Source organism: Pedobacter insulae, assembly GCF_900113525.1.
In the GTDB taxonomy this organism is placed as follows: Bacteria; Bacteroidota; Bacteroidia; order Sphingobacteriales; family Sphingobacteriaceae; genus Pedobacter; species Pedobacter insulae.
Genome location: NZ_FOPP01000003.1, coordinates 389,093 through 408,038, shown reverse-complemented (window position 1 = coordinate 408,038; position 18,946 = coordinate 389,093). Strand labels below are relative to the sequence as shown.

Below are 18,946 nucleotides of genomic sequence, written 5' to 3'. Positions count from 1 at the left end.
TAACTTTGTAGCTCAAATTTTTGAATGATGGGCAAAGTAAAAGTTGGCTTAGTGCAGATGACGTGCACAAAGGATAAACAAGAAAATTTAGATAAAGCAATTGTTAAAATAAGAGAAGCTGCTGCAAAGGGTGCTCAAATCATTTGTTTGCAAGAGCTTTTCACTTCTTTATATTTTTGCGATGTAGAAGATTATGATAATTTCGATCTCGCGGAGAAAATTCCAGGCCCATCAACAGATGCGCTGCAAGTTATAGCGAAAGAATTGGGTGTTGTAATTGTTGCATCGTTGTTTGAAAAACGCGCAGAAGGTTTATATCACAATACTACCGCCGTTTTAGATGCCGATGGCACTTACTTGGGGAAATACCGTAAAATGCATATCCCAGATGATCCCGCTTTTTATGAAAAATTCTATTTTACGCCTGGCGATTTAGGGTATAAAGTTTTTCAAACCAAATTTGCTAAAATTGGCATCTTAATCTGTTGGGATCAATGGTATCCTGAAGCGTCTCGTATAACGGCGTTGATGGGAGCTGATATTATGTTTTATCCAACTGCAATTGGATGGGACACCAAGCAGGACGAAGAGACTAACCAAGACCAATATAATGCCTGGCAGACTATTCAGCGCTCCCATTCAGTCGCAAATGGCGTTCCCGTAGTAAGTGTCAACCGGGTTGGATTTGAGCAAGATGGTGCAATGAAGTTTTGGGGCGGGAGTTTTGCGACCAATGCCCAGGGTAAATTACTTTATTTGGCATCGCATGATCAGGAGGAAACTGAAGTTGTGGAATTAGATCTAAATCAAAGTGATTTCATGCGCAAACATTGGCCGTTTTTAAGAGATAGAAGGATAGACTCTTATCAGCCAATTACCAAAAGGTATATTGATGAGGATTAGTTTATTTATATTCCTATTTCTATTAAGCTTTTCTGTTGGTGCGCAAAAGTTAGAAATTTTACCCATTAATAAAAGCTTGTATGTTTATACAACCTATCATAGCTACGAAGGGGAACAGGTTTCAGCTAATAGTATGTACTTGGTTACTACAAAAGGGGTAATTTTATTTGATACCCCGTGGGACCAAACCCAAAATCAACCGCTGCTAGATTCTATTGAAAAAAAGCATGGAAAAAAGGTAATAAAAGTTTTCGCTACTCATTCTCACGAAGATCGGGCGGGTGGATTTGCTTTTTTTAATGCAAAAGGGATCGCAACCTATGCGTCAAAGCAAACCAATGAAATTTTAAGATCGTCCAATAAACCTACCGCTTTAAATACGTTTGAAACCGGTGAGCTGTTTAAGGTTGGTGAAGAATTATTTCAAGTAGCTTATTTTGGTGCTGGACATACAAAAGATAACTTAGTGATATGGTTTCCAAAATACAAGGTGTTAGATGGAGGTTGTTTAGTGAAAAGTGCCGTGGCAGAAACCTTGGGATTTATTGGTGAAGCAGATTTAGAAGCTTGGCCAAAAACAATTTCTGCTATAAAAAACAAATATAAAAAGATCAATCTCGTAATAGCTGGGCATGATAACTGGAAAACCCAGGGAGCCTTAGACAAAACTTTAGCATTACTTAAAAGAAATAAAAATTGACAAATATAGATTTTTCTAATACCCCTAAAAAACAAGGCTATTCTTTTCCGGCAGAATGGGCTAAACACGAAGCAACCTGGTTAAGTTGGCCACATAAGGAAGAATCGTGGCCAGGTAAAATTGAAACCATTTATGAACCTTATTGTCAATTTATCAAAATTGTAGCAACGGGTGAGAAGGTTCGCATTAATGTACGTGATGAACAAATGAAAGCCTCGGCTATTGCTCATTTGGAAAAAGTGAGTGCAGATTTAAGTCAGATAGAATTTTACTTTAATGAAAGTAATGATGCATGGTGCCGCGACCACGGACCCGCATTTGTGATAAATGGAAATAAAAAAGCGGTGGTTGATTGGGGCTATAATGCTTGGGGTGGCAAATATCCACCATTCGATTTAGACGATGTTATTCCGACTAAAATTGCTACTTATTTTAATTTACCACTATTTACGCCCGATATTGTAATGGAAGGTGGTTCGGTCGAATTTAATGGCGCTGGAACAATTTTAACTAGTACTGCTTGCTTATTAAACGAAAATAGAAACCCTCGTTTGAATAAGGAGCAAATTGAAACTTACTTAAAAGAGTTTTATGGCGCTGAGCAAGTATTATGGGTAGGAGACGGTATTGTTGGTGATGACACTGATGGGCATATTGATGATATTACGCGTTTTGTAAATGAAGATACGGTGCTTACGGTAATTGAAAGCAATCCGCTAGACGAAAATTACTTATTACTTCAAGAGAATTTAGCGGCTTTGAAAGTAATGAGATTAATTGATGGAAGACCATTGAATATTATTAAATTGCCAATGCCGTCTCCAGTAATTTATGAAGATACTCGACTGCCCGCTTCCTATGCTAATTTTTATATTGCAAATGCTGCGGTAATCGTGCCTACGTTTAGGGATGTAAATGACCCTATAGCCTTAGACATTATTCAGAAGGCATTTCCTGATCGAAAGGTAATTGGGATAGATTCAACTGATATCATTTGGGGATTAGGCAGTTTTCATTGTTTAAGTCAACAGGAACCATTTGCCGGTTAACAGATTAAATAATTTAACCAATTATATTAACTTTATAAAATAAAATATCTCAATTATATGGGTTTACTCGCAGGAAAAACAGCACTTGTAACCGGTGCATCAAAAGGAATAGGTCGCAAAATAGCCGAAAAATTTGCAGATCAAGGTGCTAATGTTGCTTTTACTTACTTATCATCAGTAGAAAAAGGTGAAGCATTAGAAATGGAATTACAAAGCTTTGGAACAAAAGTGAAAGGCTATCGCTCGGATGCCTCTAAGTTTGATCAAGCTGAGCAATTGATCAACGATATCATTGCGGAATTTGGTTCGATTGATATTGTTGTTAATAATGCCGGAATTACAAAAGATGGGTTATTAATGCGTATGAGCGAGGATAACTGGGATGATGTAATGAACGTGAACTTAAAATCAGTCTTCAATATTACCAAGGCGGCCTCTAAACCAATGATGAAGGCACGTAAAGGTGTTTTTATTAACATGAGCTCGGTAGTTGGGGTAACAGGAAATGCGGGTCAGGCAAACTATGCAGCCTCCAAAGCAGGGATTGTTGGCTTTACAAAATCAATTGCAAAAGAATTAGGTTCTAGAAACATCCGTGCTAATGTTGTTGCTCCAGGATTTATCCGAACAGAAATGACTGATGTCTTAGATCCAAAGGTTGTAGAAGGATGGGAAGCAGGAATTCCATTGAAACGGGCAGGTGAAACTGAAGATATTGCCAACGTTTGTGTGTTTTTAGCCTCAGACATGAGTGCATATGTTACCGGTCAAACGCTTTCAGTTTGTGGCGGTATGCTATAGAACGGCAGAGATTTAAGAGTAGGTATTAAAAAGGCTTTCCAATTTCGGAGGGCTTTTTTGTTTTATAGAAATTTAGCATCTTTACGTCTAGCGTATGGCAAATTTCTTCACAATTAGCTCTATCATTTCATTTTTAGCCTGTTTAGCATTAGGAATTCTGTATGCTTGGTTATTGTATGGAAAACTAAAGCATTTACCAGTCCGATTAATCATCATACTAAGTTTATTTAGAACACTTGCGATTACGCTCCTAATTTGGATGTTATTCGCTCCTTTATTCAAGAAAGTATCCTATACTCTGGAAAAGCCAATTATCATTCTGGCTCAAGACAATTCCCTTTCTGTAGGACAAGTTATGCCTGCTAAGTTTGATCAAATTAATTATCAAAAACAGATGCAGGAACTTTCTACTAAGTTGTCGGAAAAATATGAAGTAAAAACTTATAGTTTCAGTGATAGTGTTAAAACTGGTCTTGATTTCTCTGGGAAGGGAAAGCTTAGTAATGGAGCGGTACTTATTGAACAACTGAAGGATGAAGTAATGAACCGTAATATAGGTGCGATAATTATCGCAAGTGATGGAATTTTTAATCGTGGTGGAAATCCACTTTATGACTTGAAGCAATTAAATGCTCCTGTGTATACGATTGGACTGGGTGATACGGTTCCGAAAAAAGATGTTTTGATAGCGGATATAAATTACAATAATTTAGTATATCTGGATAATGAGTTTACCTTGTCTGTACAGGTACAGGCTTTCCAAAGTAAAGGAGAAAAAACACGGCTAACAGTTACCGAGAACGGCGTAAAAGTTAAGGATGAAATTGTTGACCTTAATGCAAATAGCTTCGTTAAAGATATTCCAATTAAGATGAAGGCGCGTAAAGTTGGGGTTCAAAAATATAACGTTTCTGTTTCAAGCTTGAAAAATGAAATAACAACTAAAAATAACAGTCAGACTATATTTGTGGAGGTTATCGATGGTCGACAAAAGATTTTAATAGTTTCAGGAACTGCTCATCCAGATGTTACAGTTTTAAAACAGGCAATAGAAATAAATAAGCACTATGAAGTAGCGTTAGCTTTACCCGACGACTTGAATCAAGTTGAACTAAATAAGTATAGTTTAGCTATACTTTATCAATTTCCTGGCGACAACAATTCCAGTCTTAACCTTCTCAATCAAATCAAGGGTTCGAGGATCCCGATCTGGTGCATTCTAGGTGCGCAAACAGACATGAGTGGTTTGGCGCAACTACAGGGCTTAGTGAAACTAAATAGAGCCACTGGTGCTATCCAGGAAGTGTTTCCTTTAATAGCGCCTAATTTCACTTTATTCGCCCTTGAGACGAATGCTGATGCTCAACTAAAGGATTACGATCCTTTGCAAATGCCTTTTGGTAATCTGATTATAAATGGAAGCTATTCGGCCATCTTGAACCAAAAGATAGGTAAAGTTAATACGCAGTCGCCATTATGGTTTTTTATGGACAATAATGGTCGTAAAATTGCTTTCTTATTGGGTGAGGGTATTTGGAAGTGGAAGCTGGAAGAAGCAAAGAATGTACAAAGCTTCCCGTTGGTTAATGAACTTGTTTCAAAAACGCTACAGTATCTTTCTGTTAAGGATGATAAGCGAAAGTTTAAAGTGTATGCGAATAAGTCGACTTTTGACGAAAATGAACAGGTGATATTGAATGCTAGCTTATATAATGATGCGTATGAGCCAATTAATACTTCGGAGGTTGCCATTAAAATTAGACCAGAAAATGGTAAGATATTTAACTATAATTTTTCAAAATTTGGATCTAGTTATCGTTTAGATGCAGGGTCATTGCCCGAAGGGAATTATACTTTTATAGCTACCACCAATCTGGGCGATAAAAAATATAGTTTTAATGGTTCGTTCTATGTAAAAGCATTAATTACCGAATTTCAACAAACCACAGCTAATCATCAATTGCTGTACACTATGGCACAGCAAAATAACGGTAAGATGTTAATGCCTAGCAACTTGTTAAGTGTCTTGGATGAAATAAATAAAAATGAGCAGATTAAAACCATTCGGTATGAAGATCGTAAATATGAAGAGCTTATTAATTTTAAATTCTTGTTCATATTTATTTTACTTTTACTAAGTCTCGAATGGTTTTTAAGAAAGCGTAACGGGGAAGTATAATGGAAATAACAACTACCTATGCCATTGAAACTTTAGGAACTATAGCTTTTGCTATTTCTGGCTCTTTTGCCGCCATGCAAAGAAGGCTAGATCCTTTTGGAGTGTTGATCATTGCTTTCGTAACTTCTATTGGTGGAGGTACTGTTCGAGATCTTTTGTTGGGAGATACGCCTGTTGCATGGATGAGGGATGTAAATTATTGCCTGTTGATTTTAATTACCTCACTATTGACTATTTTTTTTAAAACCCATATCAAAAAGTTTAAAGTAACGCTCTTTTTGTTTGATTCGCTAGGTTTAGGGCTGTTTACCTTAGTGGGAGTCCAAAAGGGGATTGTGTTTGGGTTAAGTCCTGGTATTTGCGTAGCACTAGGTACGATAACGGGTTGTTTTGGAGGAATAATTAGAGATACTTTGCTCAACACAATTCCACTAATATTTAGAAAGGAAATTTATGCAACCGCTTGTATTTTAGGAGGAGTTTTATATTTTGCTTTAGTTTACTTTAACGTAGAGGCGGATTTGGCTAAAGTTTTGGTAATTGCTTTTATTTTTACCCTAAGAATTGTGGTTGTTAAATATAAGTTGGCACTACCTAAATTTGGATATTAGTAATTTTATAAGTCTAAAAAATCAACTAGTTTTCCATTTTTATAGGAATCAACTAGTTGCCAAAGTTCTTTTGACCAAGATTTCTTATGCTCTTGCTTGTCGAGGTATGGCAAAACCAACTGCATAGCGCCTATCACCTTTTCTTTCTGATTAGTTACTGATTTATTTTGTAAGGTAAACTTGGTAAGCGCTGCCATGTACATCAGCATTAATTCAGTGTCCGTATTGAAGAAATTTGTTTGTTTTTCCTCTAAATAGAAGGTATCGTATGGCGTACCATTCATCCATTTTAGTAAAAACTGACCTGCCTCTCTTCGCGAATCATTCTTTTCACTTACAGTAGTGCTAAACAAGTAGTCAGTTACCTTCAGAACTAAGGGGTCAATGTCTTTATAATGAGATTTCTTATTTAGTTTGATGTGCTTTAAGTTGGGTAATTCTTGGGCAACAATTGAAGAGTTAACCAAAATAAAAAGAGAGAATAGTAAGATTTTTTTCATCCGGATCAATTTATTTTGATAGGTTCTCTAACTAATAAGCTTAGTTTTCTTTTTTTGAACTTTTAATAACAATGAAAACATCTTCGTTGTCTTTTTTCATAAAATATTTTTCTCGAGCAAATTTTTCTATGGAATTTAAGTTGCTATCCAGTTCTGTTAAATCTTTTTTAACAGCAGCAATTTGAGTAAGATAAAAACCTTTTTCTTGTTGAAGTTTATTTACTTGCGAACTGTAACCATACTGGGAAACCATATCATTTCTATCAAAAAATAACATCCAAACCGCAAATATAATCACTGCTAAAAAATATTTATTTTTAAAAAGAGCTAATAAATGTTTCATAATTACACTGTTATATGCAAATATAGTATTAAAATAAAAAAAAACATCAAACAGTTTGACACTGCTAAGTTGTCATACTATTTGATGTCTTACAAATTTGTTTATCAACTTATTAACACGTTATTTCTTCGCGTATTTGAAGTTCTTGCCAATAAAACGGGCAGCATCTCCAAGTTCTTCTTCAATACGTAGCAATTGATTATATTTTGCAATCCTATCCGAACGTGACGCAGAGCCAGTTTTAATTTGACCGCAATTCAATGCAACAGCCAAGTCTGCAATTGTAGTGTCTTCAGTTTCTCCACTACGGTGGCTCATTACCGAAGTATAGCCACTATTTTGCGCTAAACTAACTGCATTAATCGTTTCAGTTAAGGAACCAATTTGATTAACTTTTACTAAGATTGAATTAGCTGTATCTGTATCAATTCCAGTTTGTAAACGTTTAACATTCGTTACAAATAAATCATCTCCAACTAATTGAACTCGGTCTCCAATTTTTTCGGTTAATGTTTTCCATCCTGCCCAATCATTCTCGTCCATGCCATCCTCAATAGAAATGATAGGATATTTTGCCGAAAGATCTGCTAAATATTGCGCTTGTTCTTCACTAGAACGAACGGCTCCTTTCTCGCCCTCGAATTTAGCATAGTTGTATTTCCCGTCTTTGTAAAATTCAGAAGATGCGCAATCCAAAGCTAAATAGATATCTACTCCTGGTTTGTAACCAGCTTTTTCAATTGCTTTCAAAACAGTTTCAATTGCATCTTCAGTGCCATCAAAAGTAGGAGCAAAACCGCCTTCATCACCTACAGCTGTAGATAAGCCCCTATCATGTAATATCGCTTTTAAGTTATGGAAAACTTCAGTACCCCATCTCAAAGCTTCAGAAAAAGAAGGAGCGCCCACAGGCATGATCATAAATTCTTGGAAAGCAATTGGAGCATCTGAATGCGAACCTCCATTAATAATGTTCATCATCGGGATTGGAAGGGTGTTTGCATTTACTCCCCCAATGTAGCGGTATAAAGGCTGTCTGCTCTCTTGTGCAGCAGCTTTAGCAACAGCTAAAGACACTCCTAATATCGCATTTGCACCTAATTTACCTTTATTTTCAGTGCCATCTAAATCAATCATTAACTGATCAATTAAGTTCTGTTCAAAAACATCAACGCCTTGCAACGCCTTAGCAATTGTAGTATTTACATTATCTACTGCTTTTAAAACGCCCTTACCTAAGTAGGTCTTTTTATCGCCATCACGAAGCTCAACCGCTTCATGTTGCCCAGTACTCGCTCCAGATGGAACGGCAGCACGGCCTAAATTGCCATTTTCTGTAATTACTTCAACTTCTATTGTGGGATTACCTCTCGAATCGAGGATTTGCCTTGCATGGACATCAATTATTAAACTCATTTTATTTTCTATTATGATTGTAAATTACCCTTAGTGTAAAAAGTACAATTAGCTAGGGGTTTTCCAAAGTTAAAATAATTTTTAAATTATCAGGATGGATGAGATCTTTTTTTTAACCAAGTTCTTGTTTTGCTTTCGCTTCCATCCACCAAATCAATTCTTTAATGAAATTAGCTACTCTTTTATTGGTTGGTTCAGGATCTGTAGGTTGGCCTTTTTCATCAAAGGTTTTATCTACCGTTGCAACTGGAAACATTGCCGGAATAACTAATGCTCCTATTTTCCATAAACTGAATTGGAGTGAGGTAATAACCTGCGAACCGGCAAAGGCGCCTTCTGAAACAGTGCTAATGGCAATTGGCTTCCGTTTCCATTCTGCATATAGCAAGTCGATCACATTTTTTAAACTTGCAGGATAACCACCATTGTATTCTGGTGTAACAATGATAATTCCATCAGCTTCACTTACTGCCGCTGCAAATGCTAAAGTTTCTTGATTAGGTTCGGGAATAAGCCTTAATCGTTCTTCAAAAATGGGAAAGTTACACGTTGCTAAATCTATGATATTAACATTACCTAAATTGTTTTCTTCTAAATAATTTTTAAGAAATAAGGCTACACGATGACTTTTTCGACCTAACCGTATACTTGATGAGATGATAGAGATGTTTTTCATGCACGAATATAACTCAAACTACTCACTATTCCCACTTGAATGTTTTAACAGCTACGCTATAAATTACAATTCCCCAGATCAAAATAATCAGCATTTGGTGTCTTACTTCCCAAAGACCCGCTCCCTCAAAAGCAACTTTGCGCATAGCGTCATTTAAGTAAGTAAGTGGCAATGCCCTGCTAATGGGTTGTAGCCAAGTCGGAAAGGCCTCAATACTAAAAAAAGTACCAGAAAGCAGAAATTGTGGTAAGGTAATGATATTCGAAATTGGAGGAATTGTACTTTCACTTTTTGCGATCCCTGAAACAACAAAACCAAAACCCATAAATACAATCACGCCCATTGTTGCTAAAATAAGCATATTGGCAACGGTGGTAACTCCATTTACCAATGTGAAACTAAAGAAGAAATGTCCAATTAAGATGATGAATAATGCCCCTAGTAATGCAAAACCAATTCTTGCAATTGCCTCACCCAATACAATACTTGAGCGTTTTACTGGGGTTGCAAAAAAGCGCTTTATTACAAGATTCTGGCGCAGACTAAAAAATACAAAGGCAGTACCAAATACTCCTGTACTTAATAAAGAAAAACCTAACTGACCAGGCAGAATAAAGTCGATAGTCCGATATAGTCGCCCATTAACGGTGCTGGATCTAATTTCTGTGACAGTAGGCTTAATATTTTGGCTGTTTAAATTGTACGAGAGTTCGTTAAGGATTGATTTTAAAATATTTCCTTTATCTAATGATGCGGAAGTATATTTAACCGTGGTAAAATACGCAGGAACCCCATTTTTGTTTCTTTCAACAGTAATCAACGCATCGTAATTTCCTTTTTCCAGCGCTTTAAGAATGTTGCCTAACTCATCATTTTTTGTGAGCCGGATCACCGGCATTTTTTCGAGTGAAGCAATTACTGGGTTTTGGAGATCAGAACCTGGCGCAACGGCTATATCAAGTTTAGTACCACCACCACCTAAAAAACCGAATACCAAAATGAAAATTAAAGGAAATGCCAAGGTAAACACTACCGCAGAAGGGCTACGCATGATAGATCTAAAGCTAGCTTTGGCTAAGGCTAATGTAGCTCTGGTGTGACTATAAGGTGATTGCATTTTCTTTGTTATAATTTAATTTTCTCTCCACTCTTTTCCAGTGAGGTTGATGAATACATCCTCCAAATTGGCTTTTTTCACTTCTTTTTTTCTTTCAAAACCATTCGCAATCAAATTATCAATTAACTGATCAGGTGTGTCTAACGCAATAATTTGTCCCCGCTCTACAAAGGCAACCCTATCACACAACTGTTCTGCTTCATCCATATAATGTGTAGTGATTACCACTGTTGTACCGTTATCCCGTATTTGGGTAATTAAGTCCCATAAATTTCTCCTTGCCTGAGGGTCTAAGCCAGTTGTTGGCTCATCTAAGAATATAATTTTAGGTGAATTAATCAGGGTTGTAGCGATGGAAAAACGTTGTTTTTGGCCGCCAGACAGCGCTTTATATTTTGCTTTTGCTTTTTCCTGTAAGTTTACTTTTTCAAGCATTTCCATAGGATTCACCATCACACCGTACAAGCCGGAAAAGAGCTCCAATAGCTCTACTAGGTTTAAATTGGGGTAATATCCCGCTGCTTGTAGTTGAACTCCAATAATTCGTTTTATAGCACTCGCATCCTTATCGATAGAAAAACCATCTACTGTTACTTCTCCAGAAGTTTTTTGACGGAGGGTTTCAATTATTTCTAAAGTGGTAGTTTTTCCAGCGCCATTGGGACCTAATAATCCAAAAATTTCGTTTTCATAAACCTCAAAACTTAATCCTTGAACAGCTTTAAAATCATCATAATTTTTTACGAGATTTTTTACGTCAATAATTACCTTGTTCATAAACTAGGATTAAAAAATCATTAGAATTATGGACTACCAAGCAAGCTTACCCTTAACCAAATCAACAAAGTCATCAAATAAATAACGAGAGTCGTGAGGACCTGGAGAAGATTCAGGATGATATTGAACCGAAAATGCTTTCTTGCCCTTTACGCGTATGCCTTCAATAGAATCGTCGTTTAAGTTAATATGTGTAATTTCTACTTTGTCAGATTTTCTTACCTCTTCAGGTATTACGCCAAAACCATGATTTTGAGAAGTTACTTCACAATGATTTTTGATAATGTTTTTTACCGGGTGATTTAATCCTCTATGGCCATTGAACATCTTCATTGTGCCAATTCCATTAGCTTCGGCTAGTAATTGATGTCCCAAACAGATGCCAAACATAGGTTTATTCGCGTCTAGGATTGATTTAACAGTTTCTATTGCATAAGGCATTGCTGCGGGATCACCAGGGCCATTGGAAATAAAATATCCATTCGCTCCCCATTTATCCATTTCGGCAAAGGTAGTTTTAGCCGGATATACTTTTACATAGATATCTCTATCGTCGAAATTTCTTAAGATATTTTTCTTAATTCCCAAATCTAGGGCTGCTATTTTATAGCTGGCATCCGGGTTTCCATAATAATAAGGTTCTGTAGTAGAAACTTGTGATGAAAGTTCCAATCCATCCATAGAAGGAACTGCAGCTAACTGTTTTTTTAATTCTTGTAAATCTGTGATCTCAGAAGAAATAATGGCATTCATTGCACCTTTATTTCTAATATGACGAACTAAGGCACGGGTATCTATTTCAGAAATACCCACAATGTTTTCATTCTGAAAATTATCTTGTATAGATTCTGTTGCTTCTTTTCTGCTGTATATAATGTTGTAATTTTTACAAACCAGGCCAGCAATCTTAATAGATCCAGATTCTATTTCATCTTTGTGCATTCCATAATTGCCAATATGAGCATTGGTTGTTACCATAATTTGCCCATAATAAGATGGGTCGGTGAAAACTTCCTGATAACCTGTCATCCCAGTATTGAAGCAGATTTCCCCAGTTGTTGTGCCGATTTTTCCGGCAGCTTTGCCATAGAAAACAGTGCCGTCGGCCAATAACAATATTGCAGGTAACTTGGTGTAGTTAGTCATGTGTATTACGATAAATTTTCAATGTAAATAATTGTTTCTCGCCAGAGAAAATGTTTGATGGATTCCGTAAAAAATGAAAATTGGGAACGGTTAAGCCCTTTTGATTCGGAGATAAGTAACGCTGATTGAACTCATTCATTTCAGGATACAAAGATATAGAATTTTAAGTGTTTCTCAAGAGAAAAGATGTTTTTTTTCGTTGAGCGTTCGGTGTACTTCCGGTATTGCGACGATTAATTGTATTGCAGTTAAAAATCTCCTTACAAAACGCTTTTCGCTTTAACACAAAAATCTCAATTCTAAAACCTAATTTTGTACTCAAATCAAAGCACATGTCTGTAAATAAGGAAATAAAAAGAGTAACCACCCATATCTTGCAAGAGATGAAGCAGCGTGGAGAAAAAATTGCTATGCTCACTGCATATGATTATTCAATGGCAACTATTTTGGATGATGCAGGTTTAGATGTTTTATTAGTTGGTGATTCAGCTTCAAATGTGATGGCTGGGCATGAAACTACGCTGCCTATTACGTTAGATCAAATGATTTACCACGCACAAGGGGTAGTGCGTGGAGCGAATCGGGCTTTTGTAGTAGTTGATTTGCCTTTTGGTTCTTACCAAGGGAATTCGAAAGAAGCATTAAATTCTGCAATAAGGATCATGAAAGAATCTGGTGCACACGGCGTTAAGCTGGAAGGGGGGAGTGAGGTGTGCGAATCAATTCAGCGGATTATTACTGCTGGAATTCCCGTAATGGGACATCTGGGTTTGACCCCTCAATCTATTTATAAATTTGGCACTTATACCGTTAGAGCAAAGGATGAAGAAGAAGCTAATAAATTGAAAGCGGATATTTTAGCCTTACAAGATGCTGGCTGCTTTGCTGTTGTGCTAGAGAAAATTCCAGCAAAATTAGCAAATGAGGTAACTAAGAGTGTAAATATTCCAACCATAGGGATAGGAGCTGGAGCAGATTGCGATGGGCAAGTTTTAGTTGTTAATGACATGATTGGATTAACAAAAGGATTTAAACCTCGTTTTTTGCGTCAGTATATAAATTTATACGATGGGATTTTAGGAGCTGCAAAAGCTTATATCGATGATGTAAAAGGAAATGATTTTCCTAATGAAAAGGAACAATATTGATTAGCTAATCAGCTAATTCGAAAATTAACTAGTTATAGATGCCAATTACTGAAGCAGACATATTATATGAAGACAATCACTTAATCGCTATTAATAAACGGTCGGGTGACATTGTTCAAATTGATGAAACAGGCGATGAGCCATTAGATGAGAAGGTGAAAAAATACATAGCTGCGAAATACAATAAACCAAACGGTGCTTTTTTAGGGGTGGTGCATCGACTGGACAGGCCCGTAAGCGGGGTAATTCTCTTTGCGAAAACAAGCAAGGCCCTAGAAAGGATGAACGCCATTTTTAAAAACAGGGAAGTTAGTAAAACCTACTTTGCCGTGGTGCGCAATAAACCAGCGCTAACGGCAGGTAAATTGGTTCACTGGCTAATTAAAAACCCAAAAAAGAACTTGGTCACCGCTTATAGCCAAGAAGTTGTTGGAAGTCAGCGCTCAGAACTCGACTACAAATTGATCGGAGAAGTAGGGGGTTTTTATTTACTTCAGGTTAATCCGTTAACTGGTAGATCACATCAGATAAGGGTTCAACTTTCTACCATGGATTGTCCGATTGTTGGCGATAATAAATATGGATACCCTCGCGGAAGTAGAAAAGGAAGCATCTGTTTACATGCCAGAAGATTAGAATTTGTTCATCCGGTTCAGAAAGAACCTGTTAAAATTTTTGCACCCCTACCTATTGATGGTTTTTGGGAAAGATTTGAAAAATTTTAACAAATAAGTATTTTTGCAAAAATTAATTTAATAGATTATAAGCACATGAAAAAAGTATTATTTTCACTAGTAGCGATAAGTTTTCTTGCTACAACAATCATTTCTTGCCAGAGTAATCAAAAAGGAACTGCAGAATCTGATGCTGATTCAACTAAACCAGACTCTCAGGTAATTGACACAACTGCGACACAAGCCAAAACAACATCGGAAAACAAGGTTAAGTCTATCTTGGATGTTTCTCCAACTGTTAAAGTAAAAACGCCACAGTTTTCTAGTGAGGAAGTAAATGAAGGCTTTGAGAAATTTGAGCCGATTAAACAAGCTTATATCGCAGCTATAAATAGCAAGGATGCTGTAAAAATAAAGGATGTAACTGCTGAATATTGGAAATGGGTGGAGTCAGCTTCAACATGGGGAAAGAAATTAACAAAAGATGAAAATCAGATTTATATTGATCATTACACTAAGCTAGTATCCCAATGGGATCAGCTAACCCCAAAAGTTAAAAAATAGTAGTTTAAAATGCTCAGTAAAATGCCCCATATAGCTTATAGCTGTTTGGGGCATCGTTTTTTATTGACAATTTACTTCAGTAAATATAATCCCATCTCCAAATTTCAGTGTTGAAATGTCGTTAAAAATAATTTTACCCTGCTTCTCAGTTATTTCTCCATAGCCCTCAAGCAATTTCCCACCCTTTTTAAGAAATGCAACCTGCCGGGTTGATTGTCTTCCTTCTGAGTCGAAAAGGTAATCAGCAACTAGGGTATCTCCTCTCATTTCTCCTTTCATAGTGCCTTTGTTGCCATCTTTTTCAAATAGCCGATAACTTAATTCACCCGTAATAACGTGTCCACTAGTGATGATGGTTAAACTAGCGGTGTCTTTATTATTAAAATAGGCATAACAAGACTGCTTGGTGGTGGAAGGTGTCTTATGATCGACAGTCTTACTTTCTCGAGGCTGACAGGCGGAAAAAATGCCAATTATGGCAAATGGTAAGTATTGATGTAATTTCATTCGCGAATTTTTATATACCAACAATAAATTTTAGCAAATGTTTGCTTTACCAAACGTAGGTGCCTACAGCGCCCCCCGGTAAACTACTGGTTACTATTTTTCCGCTATGTTTGATGTTGAAATTTTGAGAATCTGAACTCGTATTCATCACTATCAGTACTTTTTTGCCATCTGGTGTTTTAAAAGCCACATTGCTAAGTGTTCCGACGATTGGCGATCCTATGCGCACAGAACCTGGTTTAACAAATTTCGATGCGTGCGCAATAACATAATAAGCAACATTTCTGCTAATTGCTGGAGCAATAGTAATGGCTCCCAAGCAGGTAGTGCAGCCACCATCTGGGGTATGAGGATTATAATTTGCATCTGCAGCCAGGTTCCATTCTAACACATTTCGACTCCAATTCCTTGTAGCACCCACAATTAGTGTAGAAATATGCCATTTTAAATCCTCTGCAAAATTTCCTGGACCCCCAACCCATTGCTCAGTAAAATAGATATGCTTTGTGGGATAGGCATTATGAACAGTGGACAAGGCCGAAATATTACCGCCATATAAATGAAAGGCCGATCCATCCACATACGCATTCGCCACAGGATCCGCTAAAATAGACATTGGGTAATCTGGCCTATCAGCATTATGATCATACAATATTATTTTAGTCTTAATACCCTCCGCTTCAAATGCAGGCCCCAAGGCAGTTTTAATAAAAGCTGCTTGCTCTGCAGCCTCCATAAACATACTTGGTGTATTTCCAGGGTGTAGCGGTTCATTTTGAATAGTTATAGCATCTATGATAATCCCCTCAGCTTTCATAGCCTGAATATATTTTACGAAGTATTTTGCGTAAGATTGATAATATGCTGGTAATAAACTCCCGCCTTTGAAAGCTTTATTGTTTTTCATCCAAGTAGGGGCGGTCCATGGCGACCCTAAAATCTTTATTGTGGGATTAACTGCTAAGATTTTTTTTAGCACGGGGATTAGATCAGCCTTCTCCACTTGTATAGAAAAGTTATCTTGGTTTTCGTCAGTTTGCCCCAAAGGCCTTTCATTATAAGTAAAAACATTTGCACTTAAATCTGAAGCTCCAATGCTAACTCTTAAATAACTAACACCTATTGCCCCCTCTTCTGTGGAGAATAATTCCTTAATTAACGCATCTTTTTCAGTTGCCCCTAAATTATTTATCAAGGTGGCGCTTCCTCCGGTTAAGGTGTAGCCAAATCCATCTATGGATTGATAAACCTGCGATTCGTCGACCTCAATTGTAGCATTTGCATTATTGCCAGCCGTAAAATTCAGTGCAACATTTTGCTTTGCCAATAAGGCAGATCGATCGGCTTTAGTTAACCATAAGCTAACATCACTCGCTAATTGTGGAACCTCAATAGGTGGCGTTTCGTTTTTAGATGTAGGTTTCGTTCCTTTTTTACAGGCACAAGAAACGGCAATAATGGTGAATACACAAAATGTTGGAAGTAGCAGCTTATTGTTCATAGTTAAATTTTATTTTTTTATCGGCCAATTGAACAGAGAATTCTCCTGCTTCTGTAACCCATTTATTAGCGGGGTTTACATACGCTATATTGTCTGAGTTTATTTTAAAACTAACCGTTTTCGTTTCTCCTGCCTTAAGTTCAATTTTTTCGAACCCTCTTAATCTTTTAACATCCGGACTAATATCATTAGCAACTAAGTCGGAAATGTATAATAATACAGCCTCTTTGCCACTTACTTTTCCTGTATTGGTAATGTTAACAGTAATGGTCAAATTCTCTCCTTTTTTAAGAATGTTGTTACTTAATTTAATATCGCTGTATTTAAAAGTTGTATAACTTAAACCGTGTCCAAATTGATATTGTGGGTTATAGTCCGCATCGTAATTGTATACTCCTTCAGTTGTTTCTCTGGCTTCAGATGGCTTATGGTAATAAGTAAATAAGGCATTTGGGTATTGGGGATAGGTATATGGCAGTCTGCCTGAAGGATTAACGTCACCATATAAAATATCGACCAATGCATTGCCGCCAAAGTTCCCAGGTAGATAAGTTTGAATAATAGCATTCATTTTCTTTTCGAATTTGCTAATTACCCTTGGCCGACCCTCATTTAAAATCAAGATGATTGTTTTTCCAGTGGCAGCAAGCTTTTGGGCAAACTCGGTTTGAAGGTCACTTAGGTAAAGGTCGCTTAAATTCCCTGGTGTTTCTGTATAGGAGTTTTCTCCTAGACATAGTAAAACGACATCTGCATTTTGGGCTGCTGCAATCGCTTCTTCCATCTGATCACTATATTCTTCCCAATATTTTCCATCCATTTTATAACTCACCCCCGGAACAAAGGAAACATTTTCTTTTCCTATCTTGTTTTGCATGGCCTCTAAAATGGTGTTGTATTGACCGGCAAATTCTTCAACTTTCTCCCCTTGCCAGGAATAGGTCCAAGCGCCATTCAATGTCCTCATTGAATTCGCATTTGGGCCGGTAACTAAAATTTTTGAAGACTTATTTAAGGGTAGCACATTGTTGGAATTTTTCAATAAGGTGATTGATTCTGCCGCAGTATTTTGTGCGGCTTGTTCAAACTTCTTACTCCCAAACTCAGGATAATCCCTAATGTGTGTAGTTGGCCTATTGAAAAGATCTAGTTCAAATTTTAGCGTTAAAATTCTTCTAACGGCATCATCAATGCGTTCCTGTTTTACTTTTCCTTCTTTAACCAGGGCAATTAGATTATCGCAAAATGGCTCATAGTTATAAGCAATCATACTCATGTCAATTCCAGCATTAATAGCAATCTTAACTGCCTCCTTATGGTCTTTTGCCACATGATCTCTGGTATGCAGATTTTCGATATCACCCCAATCGGTAATGACCAAGCCATTAAAGCCAAGGTCCCCTTTCAAAAGTTTAGTTAATAATTTGTAATTTGCATGCACGGGAACACCATTAATTAAACCAGAATTAATCATGATCGTTTTAGCCCCCGCTTTAATTGCTGCTTTAAAAGAAGGTAAATGATATGCTATTAATGCTTGGTCCGATATAACCGCAGGTGTCCTGTCTTTGCCCGAAAGGGGTACCTGATATCCTAAGAAATGTTTAATTGAACTAGCTACTTTATAAGGATTGGATATCTCATTATTTTCACCTTCCAATCCTTTAACCATTTGTATTCCCAACTCCGAAACCACATAAGGATCTTCGCCAAAGCTCTCCCATTGGCGAGGGAAACGAGGATCGGCACCTAGATCAAGCAAGGGAGAAAATGCCCATGGAATAGAACTTGCGCGGGTTTCATACGCTGTGATTTCGGCACCTTGTCTGACTAAAACACGATTAAATGTTGCCGCTTGACCAATTTGCTGCGGAAACATCGTTGCTCCGGCGGTGTAGGTTTCCCCATGAATAGCATCAATTCCATATAAAACCGGAATACCATTCTTATTTTTAGACATTGCGGTCTTTTGAATTTTGTCGATGATATTGAACCATACTTGGGGTGTTCTGGCTCTATTATTTGAAGTATTTAAAACAGATCCCAATTTGTATTGAACCAAAGCTTTTTCCAAGGCTTTATCATCAAGCGTAAAAGGCTCGTCGCTGCTGAAGCGATCTTTTCCTTTGCCTATCACATCTAAAGTAATCTGTGCCATCTGACCAACCTTTTCTGCTAAAGTCATCCTTGCCATTAAGGCATCAACCTTTTGTTGTAGGGGAGTAGTAGGCTTTGTCTTTTGCGCGAGCGTTTGGAAACTTGTTATAATAAGCAATAAGGAAAAGCTGTAATATTTAAACTTCATCATCAATTATATATTTTGCATAGTAAACC

Annotated in this window: 19 protein-coding genes; 9 read left to right on the top strand and 10 right to left on the bottom strand. The window is 37.0% G+C overall.

The genetic code is table 11. The features are described 5' to 3' along the window. Window positions 1–27 precede the first annotated feature (27 nt). From BM207_RS07040 to BM207_RS07015, 6 genes are all read left to right on the top strand, one after another. Entirely contained in the window at window positions 28–903 is an 876-nt protein-coding gene (locus BM207_RS07040) for a carbon-nitrogen hydrolase (protein WP_090992969.1), read from the top strand. Continuing rightward, the gene (bla, locus tag BM207_RS07035; RefSeq protein ID WP_090992861.1) at window positions 893–1,603 is read left to right on the top strand and encodes a BlaB/IND/MUS family subclass B1 metallo-beta-lactamase; all 711 of its coding nucleotides are present in this window, start codon (window positions 893–895) and stop codon (window positions 1,601–1,603) included. The genes BM207_RS07040 and bla overlap by 11 nt, the downstream gene beginning before the upstream one ends. Further along, the gene (locus tag BM207_RS07030; protein ID WP_090992860.1) at window positions 1,600–2,652 is read left to right on the top strand and encodes an agmatine deiminase family protein; all 1,053 of its coding nucleotides are present in this window, start codon (window positions 1,600–1,602) and stop codon (window positions 2,650–2,652) included. Before bla ends, BM207_RS07030 begins: the two co-directional genes overlap by 4 nt. A 57-nt stretch (window positions 2,653–2,709) precedes the next feature. Beyond that, complete coding sequence (gene fabG / locus BM207_RS07025) at window positions 2,710–3,453, top strand: 3-oxoacyl-[acyl-carrier-protein] reductase (protein WP_090992859.1); 744 nt, start codon at window positions 2,710–2,712, stop codon at window positions 3,451–3,453. 94 nt (window positions 3,454–3,547) lie between these two features. Continuing rightward, window positions 3,548–5,632 carry a hypothetical protein gene (locus tag BM207_RS07020; protein WP_090992858.1) on the top strand — a complete coding sequence of 695 codons (2,085 nt, stop codon included), beginning with the start codon at window positions 3,548–3,550 and terminating at the stop codon, window positions 5,630–5,632. Beyond that, a complete protein-coding gene (locus BM207_RS07015; protein WP_090992857.1) occupies window positions 5,632–6,243 on the top strand; it encodes a trimeric intracellular cation channel family protein in 612 nt (203 codons plus the stop codon). Before BM207_RS07020 ends, BM207_RS07015 begins: the two co-directional genes overlap by 1 nt. 5 nt (window positions 6,244–6,248) lie before the next feature. Here BM207_RS07015 and BM207_RS07010 read toward each other — a convergent pair whose 3' ends face one another. The 7 genes from BM207_RS07010 to carA all read right to left on the bottom strand — a co-directional run bounded on the left by BM207_RS07010 (window position 6,249) and on the right by carA (window position 12,218). Continuing rightward, window positions 6,249–6,743, bottom strand: coding sequence for a hypothetical protein (locus tag BM207_RS07010; protein ID WP_090992856.1), 495 nt, complete (start codon window positions 6,741–6,743; stop codon window positions 6,249–6,251). Between the two features lie 40 nt (window positions 6,744–6,783). After that, window positions 6,784–7,086 carry an FtsB family cell division protein gene (locus tag BM207_RS07005; RefSeq protein WP_090992855.1) on the bottom strand — a complete coding sequence of 101 codons (303 nt, stop codon included), beginning with the start codon at window positions 7,084–7,086 and terminating at the stop codon, window positions 6,784–6,786. Window positions 7,087–7,206: 120 nt separating this feature from the next. Beyond that, a complete protein-coding gene (eno, locus tag BM207_RS07000; protein WP_090992854.1) occupies window positions 7,207–8,502 on the bottom strand; it encodes a phosphopyruvate hydratase in 1,296 nt (431 codons plus the stop codon). Between the two features lie 112 nt (window positions 8,503–8,614). Beyond that, window positions 8,615–9,178 (bottom strand): NADPH-dependent FMN reductase, encoded by a 564-nt coding sequence (locus BM207_RS06995; protein ID WP_090992853.1) that lies wholly within the window; start codon window positions 9,176–9,178, stop codon window positions 8,615–8,617. Window positions 9,179–9,203: 25 nt separating this feature from the next. Then, window positions 9,204–10,295, bottom strand: coding sequence for an ABC transporter permease (locus BM207_RS06990; protein WP_090992852.1), 1,092 nt, complete (start codon window positions 10,293–10,295; stop codon window positions 9,204–9,206). Between the two features lie 15 nt (window positions 10,296–10,310). Beyond that, window positions 10,311–11,072, bottom strand: coding sequence for an ABC transporter ATP-binding protein (locus BM207_RS06985; protein WP_090992851.1), 762 nt, complete (start codon window positions 11,070–11,072; stop codon window positions 10,311–10,313). A gap of 33 nt (window positions 11,073–11,105) precedes the next feature. Continuing rightward, complete coding sequence (gene carA / locus BM207_RS06980) at window positions 11,106–12,218, bottom strand: glutamine-hydrolyzing carbamoyl-phosphate synthase small subunit (RefSeq protein WP_090992850.1); 1,113 nt, start codon at window positions 12,216–12,218, stop codon at window positions 11,106–11,108. A 332-nt stretch (window positions 12,219–12,550) separates the two neighbouring features. Here carA and panB point away from each other — a divergent pair, with 332 nt between their 5' ends. From panB to BM207_RS06965, 3 genes are read left to right on the top strand one after another with little or no spacing between them, the layout of a single operon-like run. After that, window positions 12,551–13,366, top strand: a complete 816-nt coding sequence (gene panB, locus BM207_RS06975) for a 3-methyl-2-oxobutanoate hydroxymethyltransferase (protein ID WP_090992849.1) — start codon at window positions 12,551–12,553, stop codon at window positions 13,364–13,366. A 38-nt stretch (window positions 13,367–13,404) separates the two neighbouring features. Further along, window positions 13,405–14,091: an RluA family pseudouridine synthase gene (locus BM207_RS06970; protein ID WP_090992848.1), complete on the top strand. Its 687-nt coding sequence runs from the start codon at window positions 13,405–13,407 to the stop codon at window positions 14,089–14,091. A 45-nt stretch (window positions 14,092–14,136) separates the two neighbouring features. After that, the gene (locus tag BM207_RS06965; protein WP_090992847.1) at window positions 14,137–14,604 is read left to right on the top strand and encodes a hypothetical protein; all 468 of its coding nucleotides are present in this window, start codon (window positions 14,137–14,139) and stop codon (window positions 14,602–14,604) included. A gap of 60 nt (window positions 14,605–14,664) precedes the next feature. On the opposite strand, the gene BM207_RS06960 is transcribed toward BM207_RS06965, so the two are convergent. From BM207_RS06960 to BM207_RS06950, 3 genes are read right to left on the bottom strand one after another with little or no spacing between them, the layout of a single operon-like run. Beyond that, on the bottom strand, window positions 14,665–15,111 hold the full coding sequence (locus BM207_RS06960; protein ID WP_090992846.1) for a hypothetical protein: 447 nt from the start codon (window positions 15,109–15,111) through the stop codon (window positions 14,665–14,667). A gap of 46 nt (window positions 15,112–15,157) precedes the next feature. Beyond that, window positions 15,158–16,612, bottom strand: a complete 1,455-nt coding sequence (locus tag BM207_RS06955; protein ID WP_090992845.1) for a glycoside hydrolase family 30 protein — start codon at window positions 16,610–16,612, stop codon at window positions 15,158–15,160. After that, a complete protein-coding gene (locus BM207_RS06950; RefSeq protein WP_245768051.1) occupies window positions 16,602–18,920 on the bottom strand; it encodes a glycoside hydrolase family 3 N-terminal domain-containing protein in 2,319 nt (772 codons plus the stop codon). Before BM207_RS06950 ends, BM207_RS06955 begins: the two co-directional genes overlap by 11 nt. Window positions 18,921–18,946: the final 26 nt, after the last annotated feature.

Excerpts from the sequence above, each read along its gene's own strand:
- BM207_RS07040 (WP_090992969.1), top strand. The coding sequence starts at position 28 with ATGGGCAAAGTAAAAGTTGGCTTAGTGCAGATGACGTGCACAAAGGAT.
- bla (WP_090992861.1), top strand. The coding sequence starts at position 893 with ATGAGGATTAGTTTATTTATATTCCTATTTCTATTAAGCTTTTCTGTT.
- fabG (WP_090992859.1), top strand. The coding sequence starts at position 2,710 with ATGGGTTTACTCGCAGGAAAAACAGCACTTGTAACCGGTGCATCAAAA.
- BM207_RS07020 (WP_090992858.1), top strand. The coding sequence starts at position 3,548 with ATGGCAAATTTCTTCACAATTAGCTCTATCATTTCATTTTTAGCCTGT.
- BM207_RS07015 (WP_090992857.1), top strand. The coding sequence starts at position 5,632 with ATGGAAATAACAACTACCTATGCCATTGAAACTTTAGGAACTATAGCT.
- BM207_RS07010 (WP_090992856.1), bottom strand. The coding sequence starts at position 6,743 with ATGAAAAAAATCTTACTATTCTCTCTTTTTATTTTGGTTAACTCTTCA.
- BM207_RS07005 (WP_090992855.1), bottom strand. The coding sequence starts at position 7,086 with ATGAAACATTTATTAGCTCTTTTTAAAAATAAATATTTTTTAGCAGTG.
- eno (WP_090992854.1), bottom strand. The coding sequence starts at position 8,502 with ATGAGTTTAATAATTGATGTCCATGCAAGGCAAATCCTCGATTCGAGA.
- BM207_RS06995 (WP_090992853.1), bottom strand. The coding sequence starts at position 9,178 with ATGAAAAACATCTCTATCATCTCATCAAGTATACGGTTAGGTCGAAAA.
- BM207_RS06990 (WP_090992852.1), bottom strand. The coding sequence starts at position 10,295 with ATGCAATCACCTTATAGTCACACCAGAGCTACATTAGCCTTAGCCAAA.
- BM207_RS06985 (WP_090992851.1), bottom strand. The coding sequence starts at position 11,072 with ATGAACAAGGTAATTATTGACGTAAAAAATCTCGTAAAAAATTATGAT.
- carA (WP_090992850.1), bottom strand. The coding sequence starts at position 12,218 with ATGACTAACTACACCAAGTTACCTGCAATATTGTTATTGGCCGACGGC.
- panB (WP_090992849.1), top strand. The coding sequence starts at position 12,551 with ATGTCTGTAAATAAGGAAATAAAAAGAGTAACCACCCATATCTTGCAA.
- BM207_RS06970 (WP_090992848.1), top strand. The coding sequence starts at position 13,405 with ATGCCAATTACTGAAGCAGACATATTATATGAAGACAATCACTTAATC.
- BM207_RS06965 (WP_090992847.1), top strand. The coding sequence starts at position 14,137 with ATGAAAAAAGTATTATTTTCACTAGTAGCGATAAGTTTTCTTGCTACA.
- BM207_RS06960 (WP_090992846.1), bottom strand. The coding sequence starts at position 15,111 with ATGAAATTACATCAATACTTACCATTTGCCATAATTGGCATTTTTTCC.
- BM207_RS06955 (WP_090992845.1), bottom strand. The coding sequence starts at position 16,612 with ATGAACAATAAGCTGCTACTTCCAACATTTTGTGTATTCACCATTATT.
- BM207_RS06950 (WP_245768051.1), bottom strand. The coding sequence starts at position 18,920 with ATGATGAAGTTTAAATATTACAGCTTTTCCTTATTGCTTATTATAACA.